At 61.5% G+C, this 26,696-nt stretch carries 22 protein-coding genes and 1 pseudogene; 14 read left to right on the top strand and 9 right to left on the bottom strand.

All coding sequences use genetic code 11. From position 1 onward, the window contains the following. Positions 1-73 precede the first annotated feature (73 nt). The 5 genes from N2600_RS17430 (at position 74) to N2600_RS17410 (ending at position 9,349) form a co-directional block, all read left to right on the top strand. On the top strand, positions 74-3,274 hold the full coding sequence (locus tag N2600_RS17430) for an efflux RND transporter permease subunit (RefSeq protein ID WP_260296910.1): 3,201 nt from the start codon (positions 74-76) through the stop codon (positions 3,272-3,274). A gap of 214 nt (positions 3,275-3,488) precedes the next feature. Next, a complete protein-coding gene (locus N2600_RS17425) occupies positions 3,489-4,400 on the top strand; it encodes an NAD(P)-dependent oxidoreductase (RefSeq protein WP_260296909.1) in 912 nt (303 codons plus the stop codon). Continuing rightward, complete coding sequence (locus tag N2600_RS17420) at positions 4,397-6,181, top strand: IlvD/Edd family dehydratase (protein WP_260296908.1); 1,785 nt, start codon at positions 4,397-4,399, stop codon at positions 6,179-6,181. Before N2600_RS17425 ends, N2600_RS17420 begins: the two co-directional genes overlap by 4 nt. Positions 6,182-6,310: 129 nt before the next feature. Continuing rightward, positions 6,311-8,128, top strand: coding sequence for a putative bifunctional diguanylate cyclase/phosphodiesterase (locus N2600_RS17415; RefSeq protein ID WP_260296907.1), 1,818 nt, complete (start codon positions 6,311-6,313; stop codon positions 8,126-8,128). Between the two features lie 372 nt (positions 8,129-8,500). Then, the gene (locus N2600_RS17410) at positions 8,501-9,349 is read left to right on the top strand and encodes a GNAT family N-acetyltransferase (RefSeq protein ID WP_260109287.1); all 849 of its coding nucleotides are present in this window, start codon (positions 8,501-8,503) and stop codon (positions 9,347-9,349) included. A 3-nt stretch (positions 9,350-9,352) separates the two neighbouring features. Here N2600_RS17410 and N2600_RS17405 read toward each other — a convergent pair whose 3' ends face one another. Beyond that, entirely contained in the window at positions 9,353-10,270 is a 918-nt protein-coding gene (locus N2600_RS17405) for a DMT family transporter (RefSeq protein ID WP_017965856.1), read from the bottom strand. Positions 10,271-10,461: 191 nt separating this feature from the next. Between N2600_RS17405 and N2600_RS17400 the strand changes: the two genes are divergently transcribed. Both N2600_RS17400 and N2600_RS17395 read left to right on the top strand, forming a co-directional pair. Beyond that, entirely contained in the window at positions 10,462-11,760 is a 1,299-nt protein-coding gene (locus N2600_RS17400) for an adenylosuccinate synthase (RefSeq protein WP_162117942.1), read from the top strand. A gap of 60 nt (positions 11,761-11,820) precedes the next feature. Beyond that, complete coding sequence (locus tag N2600_RS17395) at positions 11,821-14,370, top strand: hypothetical protein (protein WP_260296906.1); 2,550 nt, start codon at positions 11,821-11,823, stop codon at positions 14,368-14,370. Between the two features lie 81 nt (positions 14,371-14,451). Here the strand turns inward: N2600_RS17395 and rpoH are convergent, their stop codons facing one another. Both rpoH and N2600_RS17385 read right to left on the bottom strand, forming a co-directional pair. Next, entirely contained in the window at positions 14,452-15,360 is a 909-nt protein-coding gene (rpoH, locus tag N2600_RS17390) for an RNA polymerase sigma factor RpoH (protein ID WP_003542378.1), read from the bottom strand. Positions 15,361-15,549: 189 nt separating this feature from the next. Then, positions 15,550-16,575 (bottom strand): RluA family pseudouridine synthase, encoded by a 1,026-nt coding sequence (locus N2600_RS17385; protein WP_260056599.1) that lies wholly within the window; start codon positions 16,573-16,575, stop codon positions 15,550-15,552. Between the two features lie 41 nt (positions 16,576-16,616). On the opposite strand from N2600_RS17385, the gene N2600_RS17380 reads away from it, so the two are divergent. Both N2600_RS17380 and N2600_RS17375 read left to right on the top strand, forming a co-directional pair. Then, the gene (locus N2600_RS17380) at positions 16,617-17,003 is read left to right on the top strand and encodes a hypothetical protein (protein ID WP_017965853.1); all 387 of its coding nucleotides are present in this window, start codon (positions 16,617-16,619) and stop codon (positions 17,001-17,003) included. Positions 17,004-17,010: 7 nt separating this feature from the next. Then, positions 17,011-17,835, top strand: a complete 825-nt coding sequence (locus N2600_RS17375) for a TrmH family RNA methyltransferase (RefSeq protein WP_162117946.1) — start codon at positions 17,011-17,013, stop codon at positions 17,833-17,835. Between the two features lie 97 nt (positions 17,836-17,932). On the opposite strand, the gene N2600_RS17370 is transcribed toward N2600_RS17375, so the two are convergent. Then, positions 17,933-19,090: a hypothetical protein gene (locus tag N2600_RS17370; protein WP_260296905.1), complete on the bottom strand. Its 1,158-nt coding sequence runs from the start codon at positions 19,088-19,090 to the stop codon at positions 17,933-17,935. A gap of 113 nt (positions 19,091-19,203) precedes the next feature. Beyond that, complete coding sequence (locus N2600_RS17365; RefSeq protein WP_017965850.1) at positions 19,204-19,791, bottom strand: DUF1134 domain-containing protein; 588 nt, start codon at positions 19,789-19,791, stop codon at positions 19,204-19,206. Between the two features lie 194 nt (positions 19,792-19,985). On the opposite strand from N2600_RS17365, the gene chpT reads away from it, so the two are divergent. After that, positions 19,986-20,633, top strand: a complete 648-nt coding sequence (gene chpT / locus N2600_RS17360) for a histidine phosphotransferase ChpT (protein ID WP_260296904.1) — start codon at positions 19,986-19,988, stop codon at positions 20,631-20,633. 120 nt (positions 20,634-20,753) lie between these two features. Beyond that, the gene (locus tag N2600_RS17355; RefSeq protein WP_003542364.1) at positions 20,754-21,116 is read left to right on the top strand and encodes a response regulator; all 363 of its coding nucleotides are present in this window, start codon (positions 20,754-20,756) and stop codon (positions 21,114-21,116) included. A 233-nt stretch (positions 21,117-21,349) separates the two neighbouring features. Here the strand turns inward: N2600_RS17355 and ctrA are convergent, their stop codons facing one another. Then, positions 21,350-22,051 (bottom strand): response regulator transcription factor CtrA, encoded by a 702-nt coding sequence (gene ctrA / locus N2600_RS17350; RefSeq protein ID WP_003542362.1) that lies wholly within the window; start codon positions 22,049-22,051, stop codon positions 21,350-21,352. Between the two features lie 436 nt (positions 22,052-22,487). Between ctrA and N2600_RS17345 the strand changes: the two genes are divergently transcribed. After that, on the top strand, positions 22,488-22,838 hold the full coding sequence (locus N2600_RS17345; RefSeq protein WP_024319371.1) for a hypothetical protein: 351 nt from the start codon (positions 22,488-22,490) through the stop codon (positions 22,836-22,838). Between the two features lie 418 nt (positions 22,839-23,256). On the opposite strand, the gene N2600_RS17340 is transcribed toward N2600_RS17345, so the two are convergent. After that, positions 23,257-23,535: a GNAT family N-acetyltransferase gene (locus N2600_RS17340; RefSeq protein WP_017965846.1), complete on the bottom strand. Its 279-nt coding sequence runs from the start codon at positions 23,533-23,535 to the stop codon at positions 23,257-23,259. A 54-nt stretch (positions 23,536-23,589) separates the two neighbouring features. Between N2600_RS17340 and N2600_RS17335 the strand changes: the two genes are divergently transcribed. After that, positions 23,590-24,156 carry a paraquat-inducible protein A gene (locus tag N2600_RS17335; RefSeq protein WP_260296901.1) on the top strand — a complete coding sequence of 189 codons (567 nt, stop codon included), beginning with the start codon at positions 23,590-23,592 and terminating at the stop codon, positions 24,154-24,156. Between the two features lie 23 nt (positions 24,157-24,179). Here N2600_RS17335 and sciP read toward each other — a convergent pair whose 3' ends face one another. Beyond that, the gene (sciP, locus tag N2600_RS17330; RefSeq protein ID WP_007533628.1) at positions 24,180-24,455 is read right to left on the bottom strand and encodes a CtrA inhibitor SciP; all 276 of its coding nucleotides are present in this window, start codon (positions 24,453-24,455) and stop codon (positions 24,180-24,182) included. Between the two features lie 401 nt (positions 24,456-24,856). Here sciP and N2600_RS34625 point away from each other — a divergent pair. Further along, positions 24,857-25,704 (top strand): annotated as a pseudogene (locus tag N2600_RS34625) (helix-turn-helix transcriptional regulator). Between the two features lie 116 nt (positions 25,705-25,820). On the opposite strand, the gene N2600_RS17310 reads toward N2600_RS34625, so the two are convergent. Then, complete coding sequence (locus N2600_RS17310) at positions 25,821-26,546, bottom strand: sugar transferase (RefSeq protein WP_026154324.1); 726 nt, start codon at positions 26,544-26,546, stop codon at positions 25,821-25,823. Between the last annotated feature and the right edge of the window lie 150 nt (positions 26,547-26,696).

Below are 26,696 nucleotides of genomic sequence, written 5' to 3'. Positions count from 1 at the left end.
TGACCCGCCGGCGGGCTGCCAAACCGCCGGAGAGGGACTTTGCATCCATGTTCACCCCGGAGAGGGCTTTGATATGAACATCTCCAGATTCTTTGTCGACCGCCCGGTCTTTGCCGGTGTTCTTTCGGTCCTCATCCTGGTTGCCGGCCTGATCGGCCTGCGCGCGCTACCGATTTCCGAATATCCGGAGGTCGTGCCGCCGTCGATCGTCGTGCGCGCCACCTATCCCGGCGCCAACCCGTCCGTCATCGCCGAAACGGTGGCAACGCCGCTCGAAGAGCAGATCAACGGCGTCGAAGGCATGCTCTACATGGCCAGCCAGGCGACATCGGACGGCGTGCTCAACGTCACCGTCACGTTCAAGCTCGGCACCGACCCCGACAAGGCGCAGCAGCTCGTGCAGAACCGCGTTTCGCAGGCCGAACCGCGCCTGCCGGCGGAAGTCCGTTCGCTCGGCATCACGACAGTCAAGAGCTCGCCCAACTTCATCATGGTCGTCAACCTCGTCTCTGACGGGGGCGATCACGACATCACCTATCTTCGCAACTACGCGACCCTGAATATCAAGGATCGGCTCGCCCGCATCGCAGGCGTCGGTCAGGTGCAGGTCTTCGGTGCCGGCGACTATTCCATGCGTGTTTGGATCGACCCTCAGAAGGCCGCCGAGCACAATCTCGCCGCCAGCGATATCAGCAGCGCGATCAGCTCCCAGAACATCCAGGCCGCCGCCGGTATCATCGGCGCAGCGCCAAGCCAGCCCGGTGTGGACCTGCAGCTCAACGTCAATGCCCAGGGCCGCCTGCGCACGCCCGAGGAATTCGGCAACATCATCGTCAAGACGGGCGCCAATGGCGAGATCACCCGCCTTCGCGATGTCGCCCGCATCGAACTCGGTGCTGCGGACTATACGCTGCGTTCGCTCCTCGACGGCAAGCCGGCCGTCGCCGTTGCTGTTCTGCAGGCGCCGGGTTCGAACGCGATCGAAATCGCGGACAATGTCAACGCGACCATGGATCAGTTGCAGCTCGCCATGCCTGCCGGCGTCAAATACGAGATCGTCTACGATACGACGAAATTCGTGCGCGCCTCGATCGAGAAGGTCATCGACACGCTGCTCGAAGCCATTGCTCTCGTCGTCCTCGTCGTCATCCTGTTCCTGCAGACGTGGCGTGCCTCGATCATCCCGCTGATCGCGGTACCGGTATCGATTATCGGTACCTTCGCGGTCATGTACGTCTTCGGCTTCTCGATCAACGCGCTCAGTCTGTTCGGCTTGGTGCTTGCGATCGGTATCGTCGTCGACGACGCGATCGTCGTTGTCGAAAACGTCGAGCGCAATATCGAACAAGGCTTGTCGCCGCGGGCTGCAACCTACAAGGCGATGAAGGAAGTCTCCGGTCCGATCGTCGCGATCGCGCTGGTGCTCGTCGCGGTCTTCGTGCCGCTCGCTTTTATCTCCGGCCTGTCGGGTCAGTTTTATCGCCAGTTCGCGCTGACGATCGCAATCTCGACCGTCATCTCGGCCTTCAACTCGCTGACCCTGTCTCCGGCGCTGGCAGCCCTTCTCCTGAAGGGCCATGATCAGCCGAAGGACTGGCTGACGCGGTTCATGGACGCCATCTTCGGTTGGTTCTTCCGCGGCTTCAACCGTGTCTTCGGCGCGGGCTCGAATGCCTACGGCAAGGGCGTGGGCGGGCTGTTGTCGCGCAAGAGCATCGTCATGGTGATCTATCTGGCGCTGGTGGGTGCGACCTACAGTCTGTTCAGCACGGTTCCGGGCGGCTTCGTGCCGTCGCAGGACAAGCAGTATCTGATCGGCTTCGCCCAGTTGCCGGATGCGGCAAGCCTCGACCGCACGGAGGATGTCATCAAGCGCATGACCGACATCGCGCTGGCGCAGCCGGGCGTTGCCAATGCGATCGCCTTCCCAGGCCTGTCGATCAACGGCTTCACCAACTCCTCGAATGCCGGCATCGTCTTTGTGACGCTGAAGGACTTCGAGGAGCGCAAGACGCCCGATCTCTCAGGCGGCGCAATCGCCATGGCGCTGAACCAGAAGTTCGGCGTCATCCAGGATGCCTTCATCGCCATGTTCCCGCCACCGCCGGTCAATGGTCTCGGCACGACAGGCGGTTTCAAACTGCAGATCGAGGATCGTGCGGGCCTCGGCAACCAGGCGCTCGACGAGGCGACCAAGGCCGTGCTTGCAAAGGCCTATCAGACGCCTGAGCTCGCCGGGCTGTTTTCCAGCTTCCAGATCAACGTGCCGCAGCTTTACGCCGATCTCGACCGTGCCAAGGCCGAGCAGCTCGGAGTTTCCGTCACCGACGTCTTCCAGACGCTGCAGATCTATCTCGGCTCGCTCTACGTGAACGACTTCAACGCCTTCGGCCGCACCTACAGCGTCCGTGTGCAAGCCGATGCGAAATTCCGCGCCCAGCCGGAAGATATCGGCCAGTTGAAGGTCCGGTCGGCATCGGGTGAAATGATCCCCCTTTCGGCCCTCTTGAAGGTGGAACCGAGCACCGGTCCGGAACGCGCGAACCGATACAACGGCTTCCTTGCCGCCGATATCAACGGCGGCCCGGCACCGGGCTTCTCGTCGGGTCAGGCGCAAGCGGCAATCGAGAAGATCCTTCACGAGACCCTGCCTGCGGGTATCGACTTCGAATGGACGGATCTGACCTATCAGCAGATCCTGGCCGGTAACTCCAGTGTCGTCGTCTTCCCGCTGGCTCTACTGCTCGTCTTCCTGGTGTTGGCTGCCCAGTATGAGAGCCTGACGCTGCCGCTTGCCATCATCATGATCGTGCCGATGGGCGTGCTGGCCGCACTGACCGGCGTCTGGCTCACCGGTGGAGACAATAACATCTTCACTCAGATCGGTCTGGTGGTGCTTGTCGGCCTATCCGCGAAGAACGCCATCCTTATCGTGGAATTCGCCCGCGAACTGGAGTTCGAGGGAAGGACACCGCGGGAGGCTGCGATCGAGGCCAGCCGCCTTCGCCTTCGCCCGATCCTCATGACCTCGCTCGCCTTTATCATGGGCGTCGTGCCGCTGGTCGTCTCCACTGGCGCCGGTTCGGAAATGCGCGCGGCCATGGGTGTCGCGGTCTTCTCGGGCATGATCGGCGTGACCTTCTTCGGCATCTTCATGACGCCTGTCTTCTACGTGCTGCTGCGGCGGTTGACGGGCAACCGTCCGCTCGTCCAGCACAAGCCGGACGAACACAAGGAAGAAGAGGCGGAGGTCATCCGGCTCGCGGCGGAATAAACGGAATTCAACCTTCCTTTGTCGGGTAAATCGGGCGGGAACTTCGGTTCTCGCCCGTATCGTTTTCAGGGCATGAAGCCGACAAGTGCGCGCGGTTCCCGGACACACCATCCGCGTCTAAGGACACACCACAAAAATGCGTTACGTCCGTCAAAACGGTTTGCAACGGTGGGCGAGCGGACTATCAAAGACGGACAATAGTTGGGAGGACTGAATGACAGGTTCGGGGAAATCTCATGACCGCAGGCGGATCGCCTTTCTCGGCACCGGCCTGATGGGGGCGCCGATGGCTCGCCGGCTGCTTGGCGCGGGCTTTGCCGTCACCGTCTGGAATCGCGATCCCGGCAAGGCCGAGGCGCTTGCGGGAGACGGTGCGGTCTGCGCGAAAACATCGGCGGATGCCGTTTCAGGCGCCGATGTCGTCATCACCATGCTGACCAACGCCGAGGCGGTGAAGGACGTGTTGTTCGACCGCGGCGTGGCCGATGCGATGACGCCTGGTGCTACCGTCATCGACATGAGTTCGATTGCCCCGCATTTCGCCCGTGACCATTCGGCGAGGCTTGCCGACCGCGGCGTCGATCACGTCGATGCGCCGGTATCCGGCGGCGTCGTCGGGGCTGAAGCCGGTACGCTTGCCATCATGGCGGGTGGCAACGAGGACGTCATCGACCGGCTTGCGGATATCTTTGCGCCGATGGGGCGGGTGACCCGCGTCGGCCCGAGCGGTGCGGGCCAGCTCGCCAAGCTCGCCAACCAGCAGATCGTTGCGGTGACGATCGGCGCCGTCGCCGAAGCGATGATGCTGATCGAAGCTGGCGGCGGCTCGCCGGCCGCCTTCCGAGATGCCATTCGCGGCGGCTTTGCCGAGAGCCGTATCCTCGAACTCCACGGCAAGCGCATGGTCGAACGGCAATTTACCCCAGGCGGTTCGTCTAGCAACCAGTTGAAGGACCTGAACGCCGCCATGGAGGCAGCCAAGACCCTGTCGCTGACGCTGCCGCTGACGGCGGCGGTGCATGCCGAATTCAGCGAATTCGTCGCCAATGGCAATGGCGAAAAGGATCACAGTGGCTTGCTCCTCCATCTTGAAGAGAAGAATGCCAGGCCGGGAGAAAAACAGTGACGAACAGCCATTCGCTGAAGCGGCGCCTGCGTTCGCAGGACTGGTTTGACAATCCCGATCATATCGACATGGCAGCGCTCTATCTCGAGCGCTTCATGAATTACGGCATCACGCCGGAAGAGCTGCGCTCCGGCAAGCCGATTATCGGGATTGCCCAGAGCGGCAGCGATCTCACACCCTGCAATAGGGTGCATGTCGAGCTTGCCAAGCGGGTGCGCGACGGCATCCGCGATGCCGGCGGTGTTCCGATCGAGTTTCCGACGCATCCGATCTTCGAGAATTGCAAGCGTCCGACGGCCGCACTCGACCGCAATCTCGCCTATCTCGGCCTCGTCGAAATCCTCTATGGTTATCCGCTCGACGGTGTCGTGCTGACCACCGGCTGCGACAAGACCACGCCTTCGGCGATCATGGCCGCTTCGACGGTCGATATTCCGGCGATCGTGCTCTCCGGAGGGCCGATGCTCGACGGTTGGCACGAGGGGGAACTGGCGGGCTCCGGGACGGTGATCTGGCGGATGCGGCGGAAATATGCGGCAGGCGAGATCGATCGGGAAGAGTTTCTTCAAGCGGCACTCGATTCTGCGCCTTCCGTCGGCCACTGCAATACGATGGGCACCGCTTCGACGATGAATGCGCTGGCCGAGGCGCTCGGCCTTTCACTGACCGGCTGTGGCGCCATTCCCGCCGCTTACCGCGAGCGCGGCCAGATGGCCTACCGCACCGGACGGCGTGCTGTCGAGATCGTGTTCGAGGATCTGAAGCCGTCGGATATCCTGACGCGCGAGGCTTTCCTGAATGCCATCCGTACCAATTCTGCGATCGGCGGCTCGACCAACGCGCAGCCGCATCTGGCTGCGATGGCGAAGCACGCCGGCGTCGAACTCCATCCCGACGACTGGCAGGTGCATGGTTTCGACATCCCGCTACTGGCCAACGTTCAGCCGGCGGGCGCCTATCTCGGCGAGCGCTTCCATCGCGCCGGCGGCACGCCGGCGATCATGTGGGAACTGCTGCAGGCCGGAAAGCTCGACGGCAACTGTCGCACGGTGACGGGCAGGAGGATGGCCGAGAACCTGGAAGGCAAGGAAGCACGCGACCGCGAGGTCATCACGCCGTTCGCCGAGCCGCTGAAGGAGCGGGCGGGCTTCCTGGTTCTCAAAGGCAATCTCTTCGATTTTGCGATCATGAAGATGAGTGTGGTCTCGGAGGATTTCCGCCGGCGCTACCTTGACGAAGCAGGGCGCGAAGGCGTTTTCGAGGGAAGGGCGGTGGTCTTCGACGGTTCGGAGGACTATCACAAGCGCATCAACGATCCCCAACTCGGCATCGACGAAAATACCATCCTCGTCATCCGGGGCGCCGGGCCGCTCGGCTGGCCGGGTTCGGCTGAGGTCGTCAACATGCAGCCTCCGGATCATCTCCTGAAGCGCGGCATCCGCAGCCTGCCGACGATCGGCGATGGCCGCCAATCGGGCACGGCGGACAGTCCCTCGATCCTCAACGCCTCGCCGGAAAGCGCCGCCGGCGGCGGCCTCGCCTGGCTTCGTACCGGCGATATCATCCGCATCGACTTCAACCATGGGCGCTGCGACATGCTGGTCGATGACACCGAGATCGAACGGCGCAAGGGCGATGGCATCCCGCCGGTGCCGGCGGATGCGACGCCATGGCAGCAGATCTATCGCCGCTCGGTTACGCAATTGTCGGACGGCGCGGTGCTGGAGGGAGCGACGGAATTCCGCCAGATCGCAAAAAAACCGCCGCGGCACAACCACTGATCTTGAAGCTGCCGCAGTGCAAGTCCTTTGATCCGAAATGGGAAAGTCGTAACGAACAGTTCACCTAGTCATTAGTTCGGTGGTCAAGACAAGGCTTCATTAATGCCGGCTTGAGACCATATTGCCGTTATGCAAGCTTCCAAGGCTGGGACCGCGTTGCCAGAGAACAAAGCCACTCGATCCGAACACGAGTTTCAGGATCTTCTGCGTCGGCTCGAACTCGCTCTCGATGCATCCCGGATCGGTGTCTGGGAGCATAGCATCGAGCAGGGCGGGATCTTGTGGGATGCGCAGATGCATCGTCTCTACGAGACCGGCGAGACCTGCCGGTTGGTGCCGGCATCGCTTTGGTCGAATGCCATCCATCCAGATGATCTCGAGCGGGCCGAACGCGACTTCGAGCAGGCGATCGCGACGCGCGGCGCCTATGACTCACAATTCCGGATCGTATTGCCCAGCGGCGAAATCCGCCATTTGCGTTCGCGCGCGCATTTCTATGTCGATGCGGAAGGTCTGCCATCCTTCATCGGCGCCGAATGGGATGTGACGGCCGACGTACTGCTCAACGGGGAACTGGCGCGGCAGAAGGTGGTGGCCGAGGCGAGGGCGCTGGCGCTCGAGGAAAGCAATGCGCGCATCGAGCATGTCGCCGATCACGACTATCTCACCGGCCTGCCGAACCGGCGCCTTCTCGACAAGCGGCTGGCGGAACTGCCGGCCGACAAGAGCATCACCGCGCTTGCGGTCCTGCATCTCGACCTCGACCAATTCAAGCAGATCAACGACAGCCACGGTCATGCCGCGGGCGATGTTGTTCTCAGGGCGGCAGCCCTTCGCATCACCGCTGCCATTCCTGTAAATGGCACGGTTGCCCGCGTTGGCGGCGATGAGTTCGTCATCGTGCTGGTCAATTTCACCGATCTCACCGAGCTGAAGCTGATCACCGAGGATCTCCAGCGCCGGCTGCGGAAGAAGATCCGCTTCGGGCAAGAGATGCTGCAATCCGGCGCCTCGATCGGCGTTTCCTGGAGCGGCGATCGGCGGGCGCGCAACCTGCTTGCCGAATCCGATCTGGCGCTCTACCAGGCCAAGAAGCTCGGGCGGAACCGCGTCGAATTCTTCACGCGGCAACTGCAGGAGGATCTGCGCTCCAAGCGCCGCCTCGCCGAAGAGCTGAAGCTTGGACTGGAACGCGGCGAGATCGTTCCCTATTATCAGCTGCAGCTCGACGCCCGGACGCGGGAAGTCATCGGCTTCGAGGCGCTGGCGCGCTGGAAACATCCCGAGAAGGGCGTGCTTGCCCCGGGGATATTCCTGAAGATCGCCGATGAGCTCGGACTTGCGGCGGAGATCGACGCGGCGATCCTGAAAAGCGTTCTCGAAGACCGGCTGTTCTGGCTGTTGCGCGGCCTTGCGGTACCGCGCATCGCCGTCAATATCTCGGCGTCGCGCCTTGCCGATCCGACGCTGCTGGGCAAGCTGAGGAGACTCGCCATTCCGCCCGGTGCGATCGTCTTCGAACTGGTCGAGACGATTTTCCTCGACGACAGCGACCAAAATCTGCTCGATCAGATCGGCGATATCAAACAGATGGGCATCGATATCGAGATCGACGACTTCGGATCGGGCCATGCCTCGCTCATCGGTCTCGTCAAGCTGCGGCCGAAGCGGCTGAAGATCGACCGGCAGCTCGTCACCGAAGTTGTCAGCTCTGCCGAGCAGCGGCGCGTCGTGGGTTCGATCGTGGAAATCGCCAAGGCACTCGATGTCGAGGTGATCGCCGAGGGCATCGAGACCGCGGCGCATGCCGTCGTGCTGGCGCAGCTCGGCTGCGACGGCCTGCAGGGTTATGCCTTCGGTCATCCCGCACCGGCGGCCGAGACAGACCGTCTTTTCTCATCGATGACGAGCGGGATCGAAAAGCAGAAGGCCGCGATGGGCGGCTGAACGGCCGGTGATCCGTCCGCTGGCCATTGTCGCCGTCGGTTTCAACAGCGCCTTTGCCGCGTCGCGGAACTGATTTCGGTCGAAATGCTTTCCTCGCCTTTGGCAGCAGTGTCTTTTCGGCGCGGCGTGTTTATCTGCATCGGCAGGAAGATAATTGGCGCGCAAGTAATTTTCTTGAGCTTGCAACGGCATTGTTTCATGGTAATGCGGAAACGAAGCTTTCTGCATTGCATCGAAAAATGATTATACGCGTCGTCAAGTCCATGAGCGCGGCTCTCCATCATTCGCAGGTGCAATCGGGGAGCTGGGACCTGACAATTGCTTTGCCATTGCCGGGATGGACTTGCGGGACATTCAATCTAGGAAAGTCGCATGAATTCGGAATTTGCCGTTCGTTCGATGCGGCCCGGCGAACTGGAACTCGTGCTCGAATGGGCGCGTCAGGAGGGTTGGAACCCGGGCCTCGACGATTCGCTTGCATTCCTCGATGCCGATCCGTCAGGATTTTTCGTCGGCGCTATCGGCGAAGTCCCCGTCGGGTCGATCTCGGTCGTCAAATATGGCGAGAGTTTCGCCTTCCTGGGCCTCTACATCGTCCATCCCGATTTCCGCGGCAAAGGCTACGGCAAGGCGATCTGGCAGGCGGGCATTGCCAGCGCGGGAGACCGCACGATCGGTCTCGACGGCGTCGCCGCACAGCAGGACAACTACCGCAAGGCCGGCTTCGAACCGGCCTACTCCACAATTCGCTACGGCGGGGTCGCCAACACCTTGCCTGTCTCGACGCTTGTCGCGCAGCCGGTGCTGGATTCACGCCTCGAAGGCCTGCAGCGATATGATTCGGCGATCTTTCCGCAGCCGCGGGATGCCTTTCTCGCTGCCTGGTGCACCGCCCGCAAGGGCCGTCGTTCGGCGGTGGTGCGCAAGAGCCACAAGATCCGCGGTTACGGCACCATCCGCCGCTGCTACGATGGCTACAAGATCGGCCCACTCTTTGCCAACGATGCCGATAGCGCTGCCGCGCTGCTTGCCGAATTGATCCCCGAGGCGAAGGGGGCCGCGGTCTTCATCGATATTCCCACGGCGAACCACGAGGCAGTCGCGCTTGCCGAAGGGCTCGGTCTTCAACCGGTGTTCGAGACGACACGCATGTATCGCGGGCCGGCGCCGGCTATCCCGCTGAAGCACGTCTTCGGCGTGACGACGCTGGAACTCGGTTAGGCTCTAGTCCACGGGTGAGGCGGGCACGGTTTGTGCCGAAGCTTTCGGCCGGCCCTTTTCGGCGATCGCGATGCCGCCTAAGGTCAGCACCAGCGCGATCACATGGAACGACTGCAGCTGCTCGCCGATCAGCGCGACGGAGAGCAGCGTTCCGAACACCGGCACGAGATTGATGAACAGGCCGGCCCGGTTGGCACCGATTGCCACCACGCCCTTGATATAAAGGATCTGCGCCACTAGTGACGGGAAGATCGCCGTGTAGAGAGTGATGACCCAGCCGGCCTGGTCCGGCCACTGCGCCGCGCCACGGCCGGCCTCCCAAAGGAGCAGCGGCAGCGAGGTGAGCATGGCGCCGAGCGCTGGGACCGCCATCAGCGTGCGCCAGTCCAGCGGCGGCTTCCAGCGCAGGAAGATCGTGTAGACCGAATAGGCGGCAATGGCGATCAGCATCAGCCCGTCGCCGCGGTTGAGGCCTAGTTGCAGCAGCGTTGAGAGGTCACCATGTGCGGCGGTCAAAGCGACGCCGATTAGCGTCATGCCGAAGCCGAGACATTGCGCCAGCGAAATGCCGGTACGGAAGAACATGAAATTCAGCAGGAAGATCAGCATCGGGATGCCGGCCTGCTCGATGGCGACGTTGATCGCAGTCGTATATTGCACGGCCGAGTAAAGCATGGCGTTGAAAAGGGTGTAGCCGATGACGCCGTAGAAGAGGAGCAGCGGAAGGTTCTTCCTGACCACCGGCCAGTCCTTGCGCAGTTGCGGTACTGAAATCACGGCGATCACCGCCACAGCGAGGAACCAGCGCAGGAAGGTCAGCATCATCGGGCTGATATGCCCGAGCGCGAGTTTGCCGGCGACGGAGTTACCACCCCAGCAGAGGGTGGCGATAACGAGGCAGATATAGGCCGTGGCTTGCAAGAGCGTTCTTCCCGTCTTTCCGCGATCGCCGTGCGGCGTTTTGTGACGGGAAATAGCCTGTCGGCTGCTGATTTGTCACGTAAAAAGCCCAATCTGCTGTGACAACAGGGTCGCTTTCCAAAAAACAAAGCTTTATAGATGCGCGGGTTTGAGCAGGTGCGCGGTTCCGCGCCGGTAACAGGAAGAGTTGGATGACGAACGTAGTCGTGGTCGGTTCGCAATGGGGTGACGAAGGCAAGGGCAAGATTGTCGACTGGCTTTCGGAGCGTGCGGATATTGTCGTGCGCTATCAGGGCGGACACAATGCCGGCCATACGCTCGTCATCGACGGCACCAGCTATAAGCTCTCGCTCTTGCCGTCCGGCGTCGTGCGCCCGGGCAAGATGGCCGTGATCGGCAACGGTGTCGTCGTCGATCCGCATGCGCTGATCGCCGAGATCGGCCGGCTGGAGGCGCAGGGCGTGACGGTTACGCCTGACAATCTGCGCATTGCAGACAATGCGACGCTCATTCTTTCGCTGCACCGCGAGCTCGACGCGATGCGCGAGGATGCGGCGTCGAACAGCGGCACCAAAATCGGCACGACGCGCCGCGGCATCGGCCCGGCCTATGAAGACAAGGTCGGCCGCCGCGCCATCCGCGTCATGGATCTTGCCGATCTCGAAAGCCTTTCCGGCAAGGTCGACCGTATTCTGACGCATCACAACGCACTTCGCCGCGGCCTCGGTGTCGCCGAGGTCAGCCACCAGGCGATCATGGATGAACTGACCTCGATCGCCGACCGGGTACTGCCTTTCCGTGATACGGTCTGGCTTTTCCTCGACAAGGAGCGCCGCAAGGGTGCCCGCATCCTCTTCGAAGGCGCGCAGGGCAGCCTGCTCGACATCGATCACGGCACCTATCCCTTCGTCACATCCTCGAACACGGTGGCCGGCCAGGCGGCAGCCGGTTCCGGCATGGGACCCGGCTCGCTCGGTTATATCCTCGGCATCACCAAGGCCTATACGACGCGCGTCGGCGAAGGCCCGTTCCCGACCGAGCTCACCGACGAAATTGGCCAGTTCCTGGGCGAGAAGGGGCATGAGTTCGGTACTGTGACGGGGCGTAAGCGGCGCTGCGGCTGGTTCGACGCCGCACTGGTGCGCCAGTCGGTTGCCACCAACGGCATCACGGGCATCGCGCTCACCAAGCTCGACGTGCTCGACGGTCTCGAGGAATTGAAGATCTGCGTCGGCTATACGCTCGACGGCGAACAGATTGATCATCTTCCGGCAAGCCAGGGAGCGCAAGCTAGGGTCGAACCGATCTACGTCACGCTGGAGGGATGGAAGGAATCGACCGTCGGCGCCCGCAGTTGGGCGGATCTGCCGGCACAGGCGATCAAATATGTTCGCCAGGTCGAAGAGCTGATCGGGGCGCCTGTCGCGCTCCTGTCCACCAGCCCGGAGCGGGATGACACCATACTTGTGACCGATCCGTTTGAGGATTAAGCTCACGGGTCACTGTGGAGGATGGTTCGGTAGAGTGCCGGACTTCTTGAGAAAGTACTAATGGCGGATTTTATTGCAGTCATTCGGCGGGCCGTCGACGGCCTGGCTGAAAATACCCCTGAGATGCGGGTGAAAGTCTACGAACGTGCCCGCGGCGCAGTGCAGCGGCAGCTCGAGAACATGAAGCCGCGTCCGCCGGAAGCCATGCTGCAACGCCAGCTCGAAAAGCTCGAGGCCGCCATCCGCGAAGTGGAAGGCGAACATTCCGAGGCTTTGCCGCTCGATGCGCCGCTTGCGGACGTCACCGCGCCGGAATCCTTCGAAGAACAAGCGGTTCACGACGAAAGCGAACCGGCGTCGACGCCGGAGACGGCTGTCGAGGAACCGGTCTACGAAGCCTATGCGGAACCGCAGGCGGCCGAGGCCGCCGACGAGCCGGATCACGTGGAAGCCGCCGCGCCAGAGGAAGCTGACGAAGAGGTCGCTGCCGAGGAGCCGCTTTCCGCGGAAGAAGCTGTTCCCGCCGAAATCCCTGTTGCCGCCGAGACAGCGATTTTGCCGGAGACATCCGGTGCCGCCGAGACATACTGGCACCCCTCGCATGAGGAGGAAGCGCCGGCCGAGGAATGGCATGCCAGTGAGGCGCGCGACGTCGCTGACGAAGATGTGCCCGCCGGATATGACGGCTGGGAGGCGCCTGCCGAACATCGCAGCGAGCAAGCCGACGAAGACCGTGGTGATGAGCATCATCCCGTGGAAGCCGAAGAGATCGCGGCCGAACCGGCGGCGGCGGAAAGCGGGGGACCGGAGGCCGAGGAGGCTTACGAGCCCGTTGAGCCGTTGCAGCCGATCACCCGCGGCATAGACCATGCATCCAACCGGCTGGTGGAGCCGGTCGCCGATTTCGATCGTCCGCAGGAATTTGTCGAGCACAGCCGCGAGGAGCCGTTGCAGGGCGCCGCGGCGGCGCATTTCGACCCCGTCTGGACCGAACCCGTTGCCGAAACGCCGGCCCCGGCGCCCAAGGATGCGGAGACCGAATGGGCGGAAGAGGAACTCAGGCAATATTCGGAGACGGCGCCGGCACCGATTACGGCCGATGCCTCGGCGCGCGCTTTCGAGGAGGTGATATCGAGCCTCGAAAAAGTGGCACCCGCGGCCGTCATGCCGGCCGCCAAGGAAAGTTTTTCCTGGGAGACGGCTGCGTTCGACGATCTGCCGCCGATCGAGGCAGGCAGCAATAAGAAGACGCCGGTCGCCTCGCATTTCGACGATGTCGATATCTTCGCGGAAGTGCACAACGGCAAGCCGGCGCCTGCTGGCGGCGCGCCGAGCGAGGCCTGGCGAGAGGCGAAGGCGCTGCGCGGCTACGACCGCCGCGGATCGGTCGCCGCTGACGACGATGACGCCGATCCGGCAATGGATATTGATCAGATTGTTGCCTCCAAGCTGCAGGGCAAGAGCTTTCGTATCGAGCCGAAGCGCCGCCGCTTCGGCATCGGCACCGTGATCACGCTCATCTTCGCACTCATCCTGATCGGTGGCGGCGGCTATGCCGGCTGGACGAACAGGGAGGCGCTGGTGGCGATGGTCGACGGGCTCGTCAGCTCGGCACCGTCGCAGGCGACCAGGAACGAGGCGGCAACGCCGCCGGATCGCTCGGCGACGCCTGCTCAGCCCGGCGCGGTGACGCCAGCCCAGCCAAGCGCGGTGACGCCAGCCCAGCCGACCACACCAGGAGCGCAGAATACCCCAGCGACGCCGGCGCAGCCGAGCCCGAACCCGAACCCGCAGGTAGCGTCAATGAACAATGACGGCGCTGCGGCCAATTCGAAATTCACCCAACGGCTGCTGACCGACGGGACCGAGGTCGACAGCGGACCGGCAACGGTACCGGGAACACCGACCGCGGAAGGAAAATCGGTCGCCGAACAGAATGTCGCGGCAGCAGATACGCCGCCTGCCAGCGCGCAGGGCGATGCGGCACCCGCCGAAACGCGGACGCCGAACGGCCCGGTGGCATCGCCGCAGCAGACCGCGCCCGTCGGTTCGTCGCAAAAGATGTTTCTCTATGAGGAACGCATCGGCCAGAGCTCGCCGACGGCGATCGAGGGATCGGTCGTCTGGAGCGTGCAGCACGAGGCCGGTCAGGACGGCCGGCAGGAGGCGACAGTGCAGGGCAACGTTACCGTACCCGAGCGCAATCTCTCGGCGCTCGTCACCTTCAAACGCAATTCCGATCCGTCGCTCCCGGCAAGCCATCTGGTCGAGATCGTCTTCTCGGTGCCGCCGAATTTCGAAGGCGGCAGCATCGAAAGCGTCCAGCGCATCTCGATGAAGCGCACGGAACAGGATCGCGGCGATGCGCTGATTGCGGTTCCGGCCAAGATCACCGACGATTTCCACATGATCGCGCTCAACGACTATCCCGATGCGCGCAAGGCCAATCTCGACCTGATGTCGACCCGCAATTGGATCGATATTCCGATTACCTACCGCAACGGCCGCCGCGCGCTGCTGACGATGGAGAAGGGCGGTACGGGGACGGACGCCTTCAATACCGCGATCAAGGAATGGACCGCACTCGGGGATGTCTCGACGAGCCAGTGATGGCTTTTCCGGGTGCAGCAGAGATCAATGAAAAGGCGGGCTGCAAGGCCCGCCTTCTTCAATTCTATCATGCGGCAGGTTTTATGCCGTAGCTTCGACGACGCGGACGGCCTTGGCGCGTTCCAGGGCTTCCTTGCGCACGGCGTCCTGCACTTTTTCGAAGGCGCGAACCTCGATCTGTCGGACGCGTTCGCGGCTGATGTCGAACTCGGTCGAAAGGTCTTCCAGGGTCACCGGATCCTCGGCGAGGCGGCGAGCCTCGAAGATGCGGCGTTCACGCTCGTTCAGCACGCTCATCGCTTTCGCCAGCATGCGCCGGCGAGTGTCGAGTTCGTCCTGTTCGATCAGCACGTCTTCCTGGCTGTCATGGTCGTCCACCAGCCAATCCTGCCACTGGCCGCCGTCACCTTCGGCTGCCTTGATCGGCGCGTTCAGCGACGCGTCGCCGGAGAGGCGGCGGTTCATCGAAATGACCTCTTCCTCCGAGACGTTCAGCTTGGTGGCGATCTCAGAGACGTGCTCCGGCTTCAGATCGCCGTCGTCAATTGCCTGGATGCGTCCCTTCAGCCGGCGCAGATTGAAGAACAGGCGCTTCTGGTTGGCAGTCGTGCCCATTTTCACCAGCGACCACGAGCGCAGGATATATTCCTGGATCGAGGCCTTGATCCACCACATGGCATAGGTGGCGAGGCGGAAGCCGCGCTCGGCATCGAACTTCTTGACGGCCTGCATCAGGCCGACATTACCCTCGGAGACGACTTCGCCGATCGGCAGGCCATAGCCGCGATAACCCATCGCAATCTTCGCGACCAGGCGAAGATGGCTGGTGACCAGCTTGTGGGCAGCGTCGCGGTCGCCATGTTCGGCATAACGCTTTGCGAGCATGTATTCCTGCTGCGGCTCCAGCATCGGGAACTTGCGGATTTCGTCGAGGTAACGGTTGAGACCGGCTTCGCCGGCGGTAATGGACGGCAAGGTATTTCGGGCCATAGTGCACCCTCCTAAAGTGAATTCCGGTTCCCGATGGAAACGCATCCTCGCGTTAAAAAAGGCAAACCGGGGCGTGCGGCTCTCTCCGAGCCCGCACTAAGTCAATATATAGATAAGTGTGGCGAAACAGCGGTTCAAGATGCCGCTCATGCAGGTGTGAGGCGGGCAGGCGACATTTCGGAGCCGCCTTTATTGGCGCAGCGCCTCGATCAGTTCGACCATATCATCCGGCAGCGGCACTTCGAAATGCATGATTTCGCCGGTGCGGGGATGCTCGAACTGCAGCATGAAGGCATGCAGCGCCTGGCGGCCAAAACCGTTGACGACCTTGCGGATCCCTTCCGGCAGGAGATTGGCCTTGGTCTTGAAGCCGGCGCCATAAACCGCGTCGCCGAGCAGCGGATGGCCGATATGGGCCATATGGACACGGATCTGGTGGGTGCGGCCGGTTTCGAGGCGGCACTCGACCAGCGAGGCGAACGCGGTTGCGTCCGGCTTCTCATGGAAGCGCTCGATCACCTGGTAGTGCGTGATCGCCTCGTCGGCGTCCTGACTGTCGGGGCGCTTGACGGCGCGGCGCGTGCGGTCGCCGGTGGCGCGGCCGAGCGGCGCGTCGACCGTGCCCGACAGCGTGCGGGGCCGGCCCCAGACGATTGCCTGATAGGCCCGCTCCAGCGGCATGGTGCGGCCATGGTCGGCAAATTGCAGCGATAGGTGACGATGAGCGATGTCGTTCTTGGCGACGACCATCACGCCTGTCGTGTCCTTGTCAAGACGGTGGACGATGCCGGGGCGGCGCACGCCGCCGATGCCGGAGAGCGTATCGCTGCAATGGTGGATCAGCGCGTTGACCAGTGTCCCCGTCCAGTTGCCGGCGCCGGGATGGACGACGAGACCGGAAGGCTTGGAGATGACGATGACATCGTCGTCCTCATGGAGGATATCGAGCGGGATGTCCTCGCCCTGCGGCGTCGGGTCTTCCGGCTCGGGCAGCGTGAGTTCGAAATTGTCGCCGGTGCGCACCTTGCGCTGCGGGTCGGTAACGGGTTCGCCGCGCAGAAAAACCTGGCCGTCCTTGATCAACGCCTTGATGCGGCTGCGCGAAAATTCCTCGCCGACTTGCGCCGTCAGCCAGGCGTCCAACCGGCCTTCGGCAGTTTCATCGGCGGTCAGGACTTTTCTATTGCCGGCTGCTTGTTTAAAGGGGTCGCTCAAGACGCTTCTTCTCCGACGTATTTTTAGAACGGGATGCACAGATGACAGCAATCGAGCCAGACGACCAGGAAGAGAAGCCCCTTGATCCGGCGATGGAAAGTGTCCGGCGCAAGATGGTCCGCCTGCAGATCGTTTCCGGCGCCATCATGTTCGTGAGCCTTATGGCGGTCTTCGGCGCGGTTGTCTACAAGGTGATGCACAGCGAACCGAAGGAGACGGCGTCCGCTGTTGCCGCCTCCGGCGTACCCTCGGATGCGCCGCTTGCGGCGACCGTTTCCCTGCCGCTCGGCTTCAAGGTGCAGTCCACCTCGTTTTCATCAGGGCAGATCCTGTTCTACGGCGAAACGGCCGAGGGCAAGAGCAAGGCGCTGGTTTACGATCTCAGGACCGGCCGGACGGTTGCCGACGTCACTGTCGCGGGCAATTGAAACCGGCATGGCCGCCGTTCCGATCGACATCAACAGTGCCGACGATCCACGCGTCGCTGAATTCCGCGCGATCCGCGAGCGCGACCTGACGGGCCGAGAGAACCGCTTCATCGCCGAGGGCACCGTCGTGCTGCGCATGCTCGCCGAGGCGCATGCGGCAGGCCGCGGCTTTTTCGCCGAGAAGATCCTGCTGCTGCGCAATCGCGTCGAGGGCGTCCTACCCGTCCTGGAGCGGTTTCCGGCCGACGTGCCGGTCTATGTCGCCGGGTCTGATGTGCTCGACGGCGTCGTCGGTTTCCACCTGCACCGCGGCGTTCTCGCGCTCGGCCGGCGGGAGGATCGCGGCGAGGCGGCACTTCTCGACGCGCTGCCGGAACGGGCGCTGGTGCTTGTCGGTTGCGGCATTTCCAATCACGACAATGCCGGCTCGATGTTCCGCAATGCGGCCGCCTTCCGAGCGGACGCGGTGCTGCTCGACGAAACCTCCTGTGATCCACTCTACCGCAAGGCGCTGCGTGTCTCGGTCGGTTCGGTGCTGAGTGTTCCGCATCGGCGTGGCGGCAAGGCCTTGGATGTGCTCCTGGCGCTTGCCGAACGGGGCTTTGCCATCTGGACGCTTTCGCCGCACGGCAAGACCGATATCCGCGCCATTCCGGCCTCGACGCGGATGGCGCTCGTCGTCGGCACCGAGGGCGAGGGGTTGCCGGAGGCGCTGCTTGCGCGGTTCCGGAGCGCGCGCATTCCACAGTCGGAGGAACTCGACAGTCTCAATGCCGCGACGGCGACGGGTATCGCGCTGTTTTCCATGGCCTCCGCGATGGGGCGGATTTAGCCTATACGCCCGAAGATCGGAATCGTTTTTTGGGATTATGCCAATTCAAAATGATGGCGCGCCGCTCGTCCTATCCGACGCGCGCCGCGCTAAGGCGTCAGCGCGGGGGATCGGCGATGATCGCCGCCGCTCTGTCGGCAAGGCTGACGCGATCGTTGGGGTTCTTTTCCGCATGTGCGAGCAGCGTGCGGATCGGCGAGGAAGGCCCCTCGTTGAGTGCGGTCAGCGCCACCATATTGGCGGCGATCGAGGCGATCTCCTCGCGGATCGCGCCATCGCGCCCGGTTACGGCCTTTGCCTTTTGCAGGCGCTCGGCAAGAGCGGCGCTGCGCTTGCGGACATCCTCGCCCATCTCGGCCGTCACGGCGGCGGTGTCGAGCACGGATGCGGTCGTGTCTTCAGCCATCATTTCCGCCGGCAGCTCCGCGACCATCCCGGCAAGGCCGGCGTCGCGCAATACCCGGTTGACCTTGCGGATCTCTGCGTTAGCGGCCTTCAATTGCTCCTTCAATTTGGCGATCTCCTGCTGGCGGCGAACGACCAGAGTTTCCTTTTCGGTGGCGGAAGCGCTCTCGCGCGCGGCCTTATCCTCCAGGCGGATCACCATATGCTGCTGTTGCGTCAGTTTCTGTTCGGCATCCTTGGCGCGCTTCTGCAGCAAGTTGACATCCTGACGCAGGGTATCGCGTTCGTCACGCAGCGCGTTGACGCGGAATTTCAGGCTCTCTGCCTCGGTTTCGCGCGCAGCCAGGTCGATCCTCAGCCCATCGACCTGTTCACCGAGTTTGCTCAGCCGCGTCCGCATCGTCGCCAGTTCGCTCTCCTTGCTGGCAGCGGACTGCTCGGCAATATGCAGGTTGGTCTTCAACTGGCTGATATAGTTCTCGTCCTTGCGCAGATGCGAGCGCTGGTCGGCGGCCTCGACATGCATCTCGCCGATCTGGGTCTGCAATTCGCCGATCTCGGCGGCAAGCCTGCCGGCATCGACGGCGAGTGCGTCATGACGAAGCTGGAGCGACAGGGATTTCTCGCGCTCACGCAGAAGATCCTGGGCCGTGCGGGCATTTTCGGCGGCATAGAGCGCACGCACCATATCCTTCTGGGCGCGAACCTCCTGAGGGCTCAGCGGCATCGTCGCTTTCAGCCGGTTCTCGGTATACCAGACAATGCGGCGGTGAACGGCGGGCGAGACCAAAAAGACAAGGAAGGCCGCGGTCAGGAAGCCCAATCCGAACAAAAGAGCATATTCGATCACGGCGCGGCCATCGGTAAGAAGGTTGATACGGCGTCAGCCGCGATAATTAAGCACGCATGACACGCATGGCAAGGCCGGTGTGAGCGGCGACAGATTCCGGTGGCTTTGCGGCCTCAGAAAGGGTTCCAGGTCGGCGCCTGGGTGATCTTGAGATAGCCGACATTGATGCCCAGGCGGGCGCCGACGCCGGTGCGGATCGGCACGACCAGCACGTCGTTGTTCTTGAGCAAGGTCATACCGAAGCCGGCGATCACATAGGCCGAGCCGCTGACGCCGCCGAAGCGCGCATAGATGCCGTTGACGGAGGGCAGGTCGTAGACCAGCATCATCACGCGCGAGCCCTGGCCACCGTAATCGAGGCCGAGCGAAGGTCCCTGCCAGTAGAGATTATGTTCGCCGGCGTTCTTGGTGTTCAGCTGGCCTTCGCCATAGGTAAGACCGGCGATGAAGGCGCCGCCGCCTTCCTGTCCGAGGATATAGCCGTTTGGCAGGCCGTATTTCTGGAACGCACTCTCGACGACCTTGGCAAGTCCGCCGCTGGCGGAACCGAAGAAGGAGTGGCCGGCGTCGACGATTTCCTGAATCGTGTACTGGCCGTTGTCCTGGGCGGTGGCCGGCCCGGCAACCATCAGCGAGGAGAAGACGAGGGCCGAAAACAACCTGAAGAAGCCGATGAATCGGTGCGGAAATCGAAGGCGCATGGTGTCATCCGTTCGTCGTTTGGCTTGGAGCGGGCAACCGCTCGCGGCGATTGGTGCATTTTGCCCCGATGATCTTAACAATCGGTTTACCAAATATGGTGTCATTATGGCACCGAGTACGATCGCAAACTTCGCGCAATTTTGATGAAGCATATTCTGGGCGCGATGAAATTGCCGCCCCTCAGGAGACGATGATGTCCAAGAACCCAAATCTTACTCTGTCTGGCCCGGATCTGGCCGCGCTTCTTTGCAGCCGCGTTTGCCACGATGTTATCTCGCCGGTCGGCGCAATCAACAACGGCCTGGAACTCCTGGATGAAGGCGGCGCCGATTCCGATGCGATGGACCTGATCCGCACCAGCGCGCTCAACGCTTCCGTCCGCTTGAAGTTTGCACGCCTGGCCTTCGGCGCATCGGGTTCCGTCGGCGCCTCGATCGACACCGGCGAAGCCGAACGCGCTGCCAAGGATTTCGCCGTCGCCGAGAAGAAGACCGAAGTGATCTGGAACGGACCGCGCGCCATCGTCGCCAAGAACCGTGTCAAGCTGCTGCTCAACCTCTTCCTCGTTGCCTATTCCGCCATTCCGCGCGGCGGCGTGCTCGAGGTAACGCTCGAAAATCCCGAGTTCGATGCCAGATTCAGGCTCACGGCCAAAGGCAAACTGATGCGCTTGCCGCCGAAATTCGTCGAGATATCGACCGGCACCATCGAGGAGGCGATCGACGCCCATTCGATCCAGCCCTATTACACCGTGCTTCTGGCGCAGGAGTGCGGGATGACGCTTGAGCACGGCGCCAGTGCCGACGAACTGGTGTTCACGGCGGTGGCCGCGGCAGCCTGATTTCGGAGCGCGGACGCGTGCCTGGGCTCGTCCGGTAACGATTCCTTAGCCTGATGGACCTATTCTCCAGGGTTGTAAGAGGCCTCTTGCTACGACGAATGCGGGGGCAAAGGAGCGGCCATGCAAAGGTTCATGATCACCGATAATTCGGACATCGTCCGCAAGGTCGGCAAGCGCATTCTCTCCGAACTCGACTTTCTCGTCAGCGAAGCCTCCAACGCCGGCGAGGCGCTGCAGCGCTGCCAGGCGGAGCTGCCGGAATATCTGATCGTCGATTCCGGCATGGAAGGTGCGCTTGACCTCATCGCCGCCATCCGCGCCATGGAGGGCGGCAAAGAGGTCAAGATCTATTACTGCGTCGTCGAGGCGGATCTGAAGAAGCTGATGGCAGGCAAACGGGCCGGTGCCACCGACTTTCTGCTGAAGCCGTTCGATCGCAAGATCCTGACCGCCGTTTTCGGAAACCGCGCGATCGCCGCCTGACCGGCGCGGCCTCTTCCCCGCCGATGTCGGCGTCCCTGGAGCATGACGCCGAAAGTGCAAGCACGGTCGACGGCTGCCAAGTTCTATTTTCTTCATCGAGATACAGGGCACTTCAGGCTGATCCAGCCTAAGATCCTCTACATCGGGTGAGTCTCGCCCAACGTACGCAGAAACGAAAAATCCCGCCGAAAAGGCGGGATCTTCGTTTGTCCGATAAGGGGATCGGAAAAATATCAGGCGGTTTCGGCGTATTCGGCACCATCCGGCTCGCGAAGAACGTAACCGCGGCCCCAGACGGTCTCGATGTAGTTGGCACCGCCGGCAGCATTGGCGAGCTTTTTGCGGAGCTTGCAGATGAAGACGTCGATGATCTTCAGTTCCGGCTCGTCCATGCCGCCGTAGAGGTGGTTCAAGAACATTTCCTTGGTGAGGGTGGTGCCCTTGCGGAGCGAAAGCAGCTCCAGCATCTGATATTCCTTGCCCGTCAGATGGACGCGCTGGCCGCCGACTTCCACAGTCTTGGCATCGAGGTTGACGATCAGCTCGCCGGTCATGATGACCGACTGGGCATGGCCCTTGGAGCGGCGGACGATGGCGTGGATACGGGCGACGAGCTCGTCCTTGTGGAACGGCTTGGTCATGTAGTCGTCGGCGCCGAAGCCGAGGCCACGAACCTTGTCTTCGATGCCGGCCATGCCCGACAGAATGAGGATCGGCGTCTTGACCTTGGACAGTCGGAGAGTGCGAAGCACCTCATATCCGGACATGTCGGGCAGGTTCAGATCGAGAAGGATGATGTCATAATCATACAGCTTGCCCAGATCGACGCCTTCTTCACCGAGATCGGTGGTATAAACATTGAAACTCTCTGATTTCAGCATCAACTCGATGCTCTGCGCCGTCGCGCTGTCATCCTCGATTAGAAGTACCCGCATAATTATCCCCTTTACCGCCGCCGAAAGGTGGTCTGGCCCCCTACACGATACCGAACACGCTACGTGATTTGAAAGCTGCCACGAAATGGTTAACAAATTCTAATTCACTCTGGCAAGGAGTATCGAATTTATTAAACAATTTTTCCATTTCTCTGTTTTCCAATAGGAATCTCAAGAAGGCGTTCCTCTACTTTAACATTAGGAAACAGCGCTAAGTGATTCATCCGACTCGCCAATGAAAAGGTTCGAATTTCATGCCGCGGCATTTACCGACCCTTAAATCATCGGGCCTATCATTAACGATGCCCGTAAACGAAAGGTTACCAGCGGTAGGTATTTGTTAATATCGCAGGAAATTTTTTAGCAAACCGTGTCAAAGCGGCGCGCAGGGCGGTTTCAAGTTGAGCCGGGGTCTCGCATCACGGGAGTAATGCGTATGAAGTCGCGAGAAAGTCTCGTTCGCCTGAAGGAATTTCAGGTGAATGAAAAACGACGTCAGTTGCAGCAGTTGCAGATGATGATGTCCGAATTCGAACGGATGACGAAGGATCTGGAGAGCCAGATCGTCGTCGAGGAAAAGAAGTCCGGTATATCAGACCCGAATCACTTTGCTTATCCGACCTTCGCCAAGGCCGCGCGTCAGCGGGCCGACAACCTGCAGGTTTCGATCAAGGAACTGAAGATGCAGGAAGAGACGCTGGAAATGGCGCTCGAGGAGATGCAGGCGGAATATGCAAGGGCCACAGCGCTGGAAGAGCGTGACGGCGCCGCCCGCGCAAGGGCGTAAGAGAAACGGCGGGCGCCGGCTTCGGCGCTCTGGCATCGCCACTGAGAAGCCATGTATGATGGGCGCGCTGTCCGTCATACATGGCTTTTGGTGTTTGCGCCTTCGGGCGGCTCTCGCCGAAATCGAGGTTGTCACGCCGCGAGCGATGGAAGACGCTAGGTCCAAAGCGGGTCACATCGAGCGTGATTCACATGATGCGATTGCATTTTTTGCGCGTGTCCCAAAACCGCTGCGTGTCTTTTAGCCCGCGCATTAGAGCGCCGCGCGCCCTTCCGGACACGCAAAAGGACGCTCTAACTCTTTCAATCTCGCATCGTGCTTTTCCGAAAATCGATTCCGATTTTTGGGCCAATGGCCTAAAGCGCGTTGCGATCTTTCAGATTCGCTCCTTGCGCTTTAGGTCCTTGTTTTTACGCATCTAGTTCACGACGTCTTTCCATTCCGGATGGCGTTGCGCCTGCGCCTTGAAGAAGGGGCAAAGCGGGATGATCTTCCAGCCACCGGTGCGGGCTGCTTCCACAGCATGGAGCGCCAACGCTTGGCCGACACCCTTGCCGCGCAGCGCATCGGGAACGCCCGTGTGATCGATGATGACGAGCTTCGGCGATGTGCGTGAATAGGTCATCTCCGCCTCGTGTCCTTCGACCTCGGCCGCATAACGGCCGCCGGAGGCGCCTTCCTCGTTTCGAATATCCATTGTCTTTCCTCGTAACGGATTTGTCTTGGCGGACCGTGACATGGTGGCGCGGTCATGCCAAGCCGTGGAGGCAATAGAGGCAGGAGACGGAGTGTTCATGCAAAATATCGGGTCGATACGAGGTTCGGAGCAATGAAGGCGCTTGCGATGATTCGCCCCGTGCTTCTCGTGGCCGCGCCGTTCTTCCTGGCGCTCGGCCTCGTCTTACCGCTGGTCCGTTTCGAGACTCTATATTTCTTCGACGACACGCCGTCGCTCATCGAAATCATTGTCTCGCTTTGGCAAGGCGGGGATGGGTTGCTGGCGGCGATCGTCGTGCTGGTTTCGATCCTGCTGCCGCTTCTGAAGATGATCGGCATCACAGCGGAGGCGATGGGGATCGCCGCAGAAGCGACGGCCGCCGGCAGCGGGGTCGGCAGCCTGTTCTATCGTCGCGTCGTACCGCATCTGTCCAAGTGGTCGATGATGGACGTGCTGCTGGTTGCGATCGTCATTGCGGCGGCGAAGACGACTGGGCTGGCCGACGCCTTCACGCAGCCCGGCCTCTGGTGCTACGCGGCCTCGTCAATGATTTCGGGCCTTCTTCATTCCCTCATGGGAGATGCGTCCGGCCCGAAATAGATGTCGTCGATGCTGGCGCGTGATCAGTGACGATATTGCTGAATGCGAGTGGTGCGCAGGCCGGCGAGACCGTGACTGTTGATCGACGACTGCCAGGAGAGGAATTCTTCGACCGTGAGCGTATAACGCTCGCAGGCCTCTTCCAAGCTCAACAAGCCACCGCGGACAGCCGCGACAACCTCTGCCTTCCGGCGAATCACCCAGCGCCGCGTATTGGGCGGCGGAAGATCCGCAATCGTCAGGGGGCTGCCATCGGGGCCGATGACATATTTCACTCGGGGACGTATCATTTCGGTCATTGGACTCTCTACACAACGCAAGACCACGAGCCCCACTCTAGCCTGCCACATTTAAAAATTGCCTAAACCCATCGTAAGACTTTGATAACAAATTTAGACGCCCGGCCCTGGCCGGCGATTTGGAGCGGCCGCTTGCCGCTACGGCAATTTGTGGCGCCTGCATGGGAGCCATGTGGAATAAATATTAGCTGATTTCCCGGGATGATCTTATCAGCGCTGCAACATAAGACTGAGCGCAAGACTTCGTCTCCGTTCTTCCCGCTGTATCAGTCCAGTCGCGTTTTTGATGCTTCGTGTCCTCGGGATGCGAGGCAGAAGCCATCTTTGCTGATGCTCCGGCGCGAGCTTCTCGCCGCCGGCAGCGAGGCCGAGCCGAAGCTGGCTATATGAGGATTACGAAGATGAAAAGACCTGAGCGCGCAGTCGACGACTGCGCTGAGGATGCTGTATTTTCGCCTTCGCAGGCCGATGGCGCCGGGGTTTCGTTCAATGATGGCAACGATCGGCTCGGCGAGATGGCGAAGCTTGCGGGCTTCGATTTCTATCTGCTCTCGGCTTTCCCGCGGGGCGACCGTACGGCTTTCACCGAAAACCGGCTGATCAGCAAATGGCCGCAAAGCCTTGTCGGCTTTTACGAGGCCGCCGATCTCTTCTATTGCGGCAGACTGGTGACCGCGATGAAGCGCGATCGTGCCGATCTTCTGCGAGGAGGGAGCGTTTGCGGGCAGCGCCGCCAATCAGGAAAACCGCAAACTCAACACGCTCTTTCAGATGCAAGGGCTGAAGAATACCTTCGCCTTCGCGCTACACGACGCTGACCTGAAATAATACATCTTCGCCTTCTCAGGCCGGCTGTCCTATGCCCACACGAGAGCAGGCGATGGCGCTGCTCTACGGCTGCATGGAGCTTCTGGACAAAGTTTCTTCGCGCAATGGCAGCGGGGAAGACGGTCCGTCGGAGGCGCTTACCCGGCGCGAAATCGAACGCTTGCGACGCTGGCTGATTCCTTTAATGGGAATCGATTTAAGGAATCAGCCAGCAATTCAAAGTGCTACAGCGTCCTTTGCGCGTCTAAAAAGACGCGCGGCGCTGTAGTCGGCGGCCGGCAAGAGCAGCGACGAGATCGCGATCGTTCTCGATCTCTCGTCGCATACGGTGGCAGGTTATCTGAAGAGCGCGATGCGCAAGCACGATTCGGTCAATCGCATGCAGGCGGTCGCCAGAGCATTCCGGTACCGGCTGCTCTAAAGCGCGTTACATCGCGCTTTAGGTCTTTGTCTCATGCATGTCGGTTTCCCGAAACCGCTGCACATTTGTGGGCGACATGCATAAGGCCGCCGGCCCCTTCTCACAAAGCTTAAAGCTTAGAAGCCTTTACCGCCGGTCAGCTCCGACACGACGGTTCCGACAATGATGCGGATGTCCATCCAGATCGAGAAATTCCCGACGTAGTAGAGATCGCTGGCAATGCGGGCGCGCGCCTTGGCCGGACGATCGGTCGGGCCGCGCAGGCCACGCATCTGGGCAAGACCGGTCATGCCTGGACGCATCGCATGGCGCTGATGGTATTCCGGTACGAGCTCTTCGTAGAGCACGCCGCCGGCGCGCATGCCGATTGCATGGCAACGCGGGCCGACGATCGACATATGGCCCAGCAGCACGTTCAGCAGCTGCGGCAATTCATCGACATTCGTCCGGCGTAGAATGGCACCGATGCGGGTGACGCGCGGGTCGTCCTTGACCGTCTGGGCAATGCCGGAGACGTCGCAAAGGTCGGTGCGCATGGAACGGAACTTGTAGACCTTGATGGCCTTGCAGTTCTTGCCCCAGCGGGTCTGCTTGAAAAGCACTGGTCCCGGGCTGTCAAGCTTGATCAGCAGGGCGACGAACAGAAGGAAAGGGGCGAGGACGAGGAGGGCGCTCAACGACGAAAAAATGTCGAACGCCCGCTTCAGGACGAGATCCACCAACGGCGCCTGCGGCGCATCGCTATGGATAACAGGGGTCTGGATCTTCAGGCTCGGCTGCTGGCGGCGGCTCGGCCGGAAGGACTCTGTCGAAATGCTGTTGTTTAGTTCCGTGATGCTCAAGGATCGTACTCTGTTGTCTTCGAGGGGGCGCGGCGGCAATAGGCGATCAATGGTTAACCCTGTCACCAGGGCTGCACTCAGGTCTTAGTAACCCTACTAAAACGGAAAAATGCGACAATTGTGTAATGGTGTCCAGAGAAATATCGCATC

It is taken from the genome of Rhizobium sp. WSM1274 (assembly GCF_025200775.1).
In the GTDB taxonomy this organism is placed as follows: Bacteria; Pseudomonadota; Alphaproteobacteria; order Rhizobiales; family Rhizobiaceae; genus Rhizobium; species Rhizobium leguminosarum_I.
The sequence above is the reverse complement of the archived record's forward strand: the minus strand, read 5'-3'. Positions and strand labels throughout refer to the sequence as shown.

Excerpts from the sequence above, each read along its gene's own strand:
- N2600_RS17430 (WP_260296910.1), top strand. The coding sequence starts at position 74 with ATGAACATCTCCAGATTCTTTGTCGACCGCCCGGTCTTTGCCGGTGTT.
- N2600_RS17425 (WP_260296909.1), top strand. The coding sequence starts at position 3,489 with ATGACAGGTTCGGGGAAATCTCATGACCGCAGGCGGATCGCCTTTCTC.
- N2600_RS17415 (WP_260296907.1), top strand. The coding sequence starts at position 6,311 with ATGCAAGCTTCCAAGGCTGGGACCGCGTTGCCAGAGAACAAAGCCACT.
- N2600_RS17410 (WP_260109287.1), top strand. The coding sequence starts at position 8,501 with ATGAATTCGGAATTTGCCGTTCGTTCGATGCGGCCCGGCGAACTGGAA.
- N2600_RS17400 (WP_162117942.1), top strand. The coding sequence starts at position 10,462 with ATGACGAACGTAGTCGTGGTCGGTTCGCAATGGGGTGACGAAGGCAAG.
- N2600_RS17395 (WP_260296906.1), top strand. The coding sequence starts at position 11,821 with ATGGCGGATTTTATTGCAGTCATTCGGCGGGCCGTCGACGGCCTGGCT.
- rpoH (WP_003542378.1), bottom strand. The coding sequence starts at position 15,360 with ATGGCCCGAAATACCTTGCCGTCCATTACCGCCGGCGAAGCCGGTCTC.
- N2600_RS17380 (WP_017965853.1), top strand. The coding sequence starts at position 16,617 with ATGACAGCAATCGAGCCAGACGACCAGGAAGAGAAGCCCCTTGATCCG.
- N2600_RS17375 (WP_162117946.1), top strand. The coding sequence starts at position 17,011 with ATGGCCGCCGTTCCGATCGACATCAACAGTGCCGACGATCCACGCGTC.
- N2600_RS17365 (WP_017965850.1), bottom strand. The coding sequence starts at position 19,791 with ATGCGCCTTCGATTTCCGCACCGATTCATCGGCTTCTTCAGGTTGTTT.
- chpT (WP_260296904.1), top strand. The coding sequence starts at position 19,986 with ATGTCCAAGAACCCAAATCTTACTCTGTCTGGCCCGGATCTGGCCGCG.
- N2600_RS17355 (WP_003542364.1), top strand. The coding sequence starts at position 20,754 with ATGCAAAGGTTCATGATCACCGATAATTCGGACATCGTCCGCAAGGTC.
- ctrA (WP_003542362.1), bottom strand. The coding sequence starts at position 22,051 with ATGCGGGTACTTCTAATCGAGGATGACAGCGCGACGGCGCAGAGCATC.
- N2600_RS17345 (WP_024319371.1), top strand. The coding sequence starts at position 22,488 with ATGAAGTCGCGAGAAAGTCTCGTTCGCCTGAAGGAATTTCAGGTGAAT.
- N2600_RS17340 (WP_017965846.1), bottom strand. The coding sequence starts at position 23,535 with ATGGATATTCGAAACGAGGAAGGCGCCTCCGGCGGCCGTTATGCGGCC.
- N2600_RS17335 (WP_260296901.1), top strand. The coding sequence starts at position 23,590 with ATGCCAAGCCGTGGAGGCAATAGAGGCAGGAGACGGAGTGTTCATGCA.
- sciP (WP_007533628.1), bottom strand. The coding sequence starts at position 24,455 with ATGACCGAAATGATACGTCCCCGAGTGAAATATGTCATCGGCCCCGAT.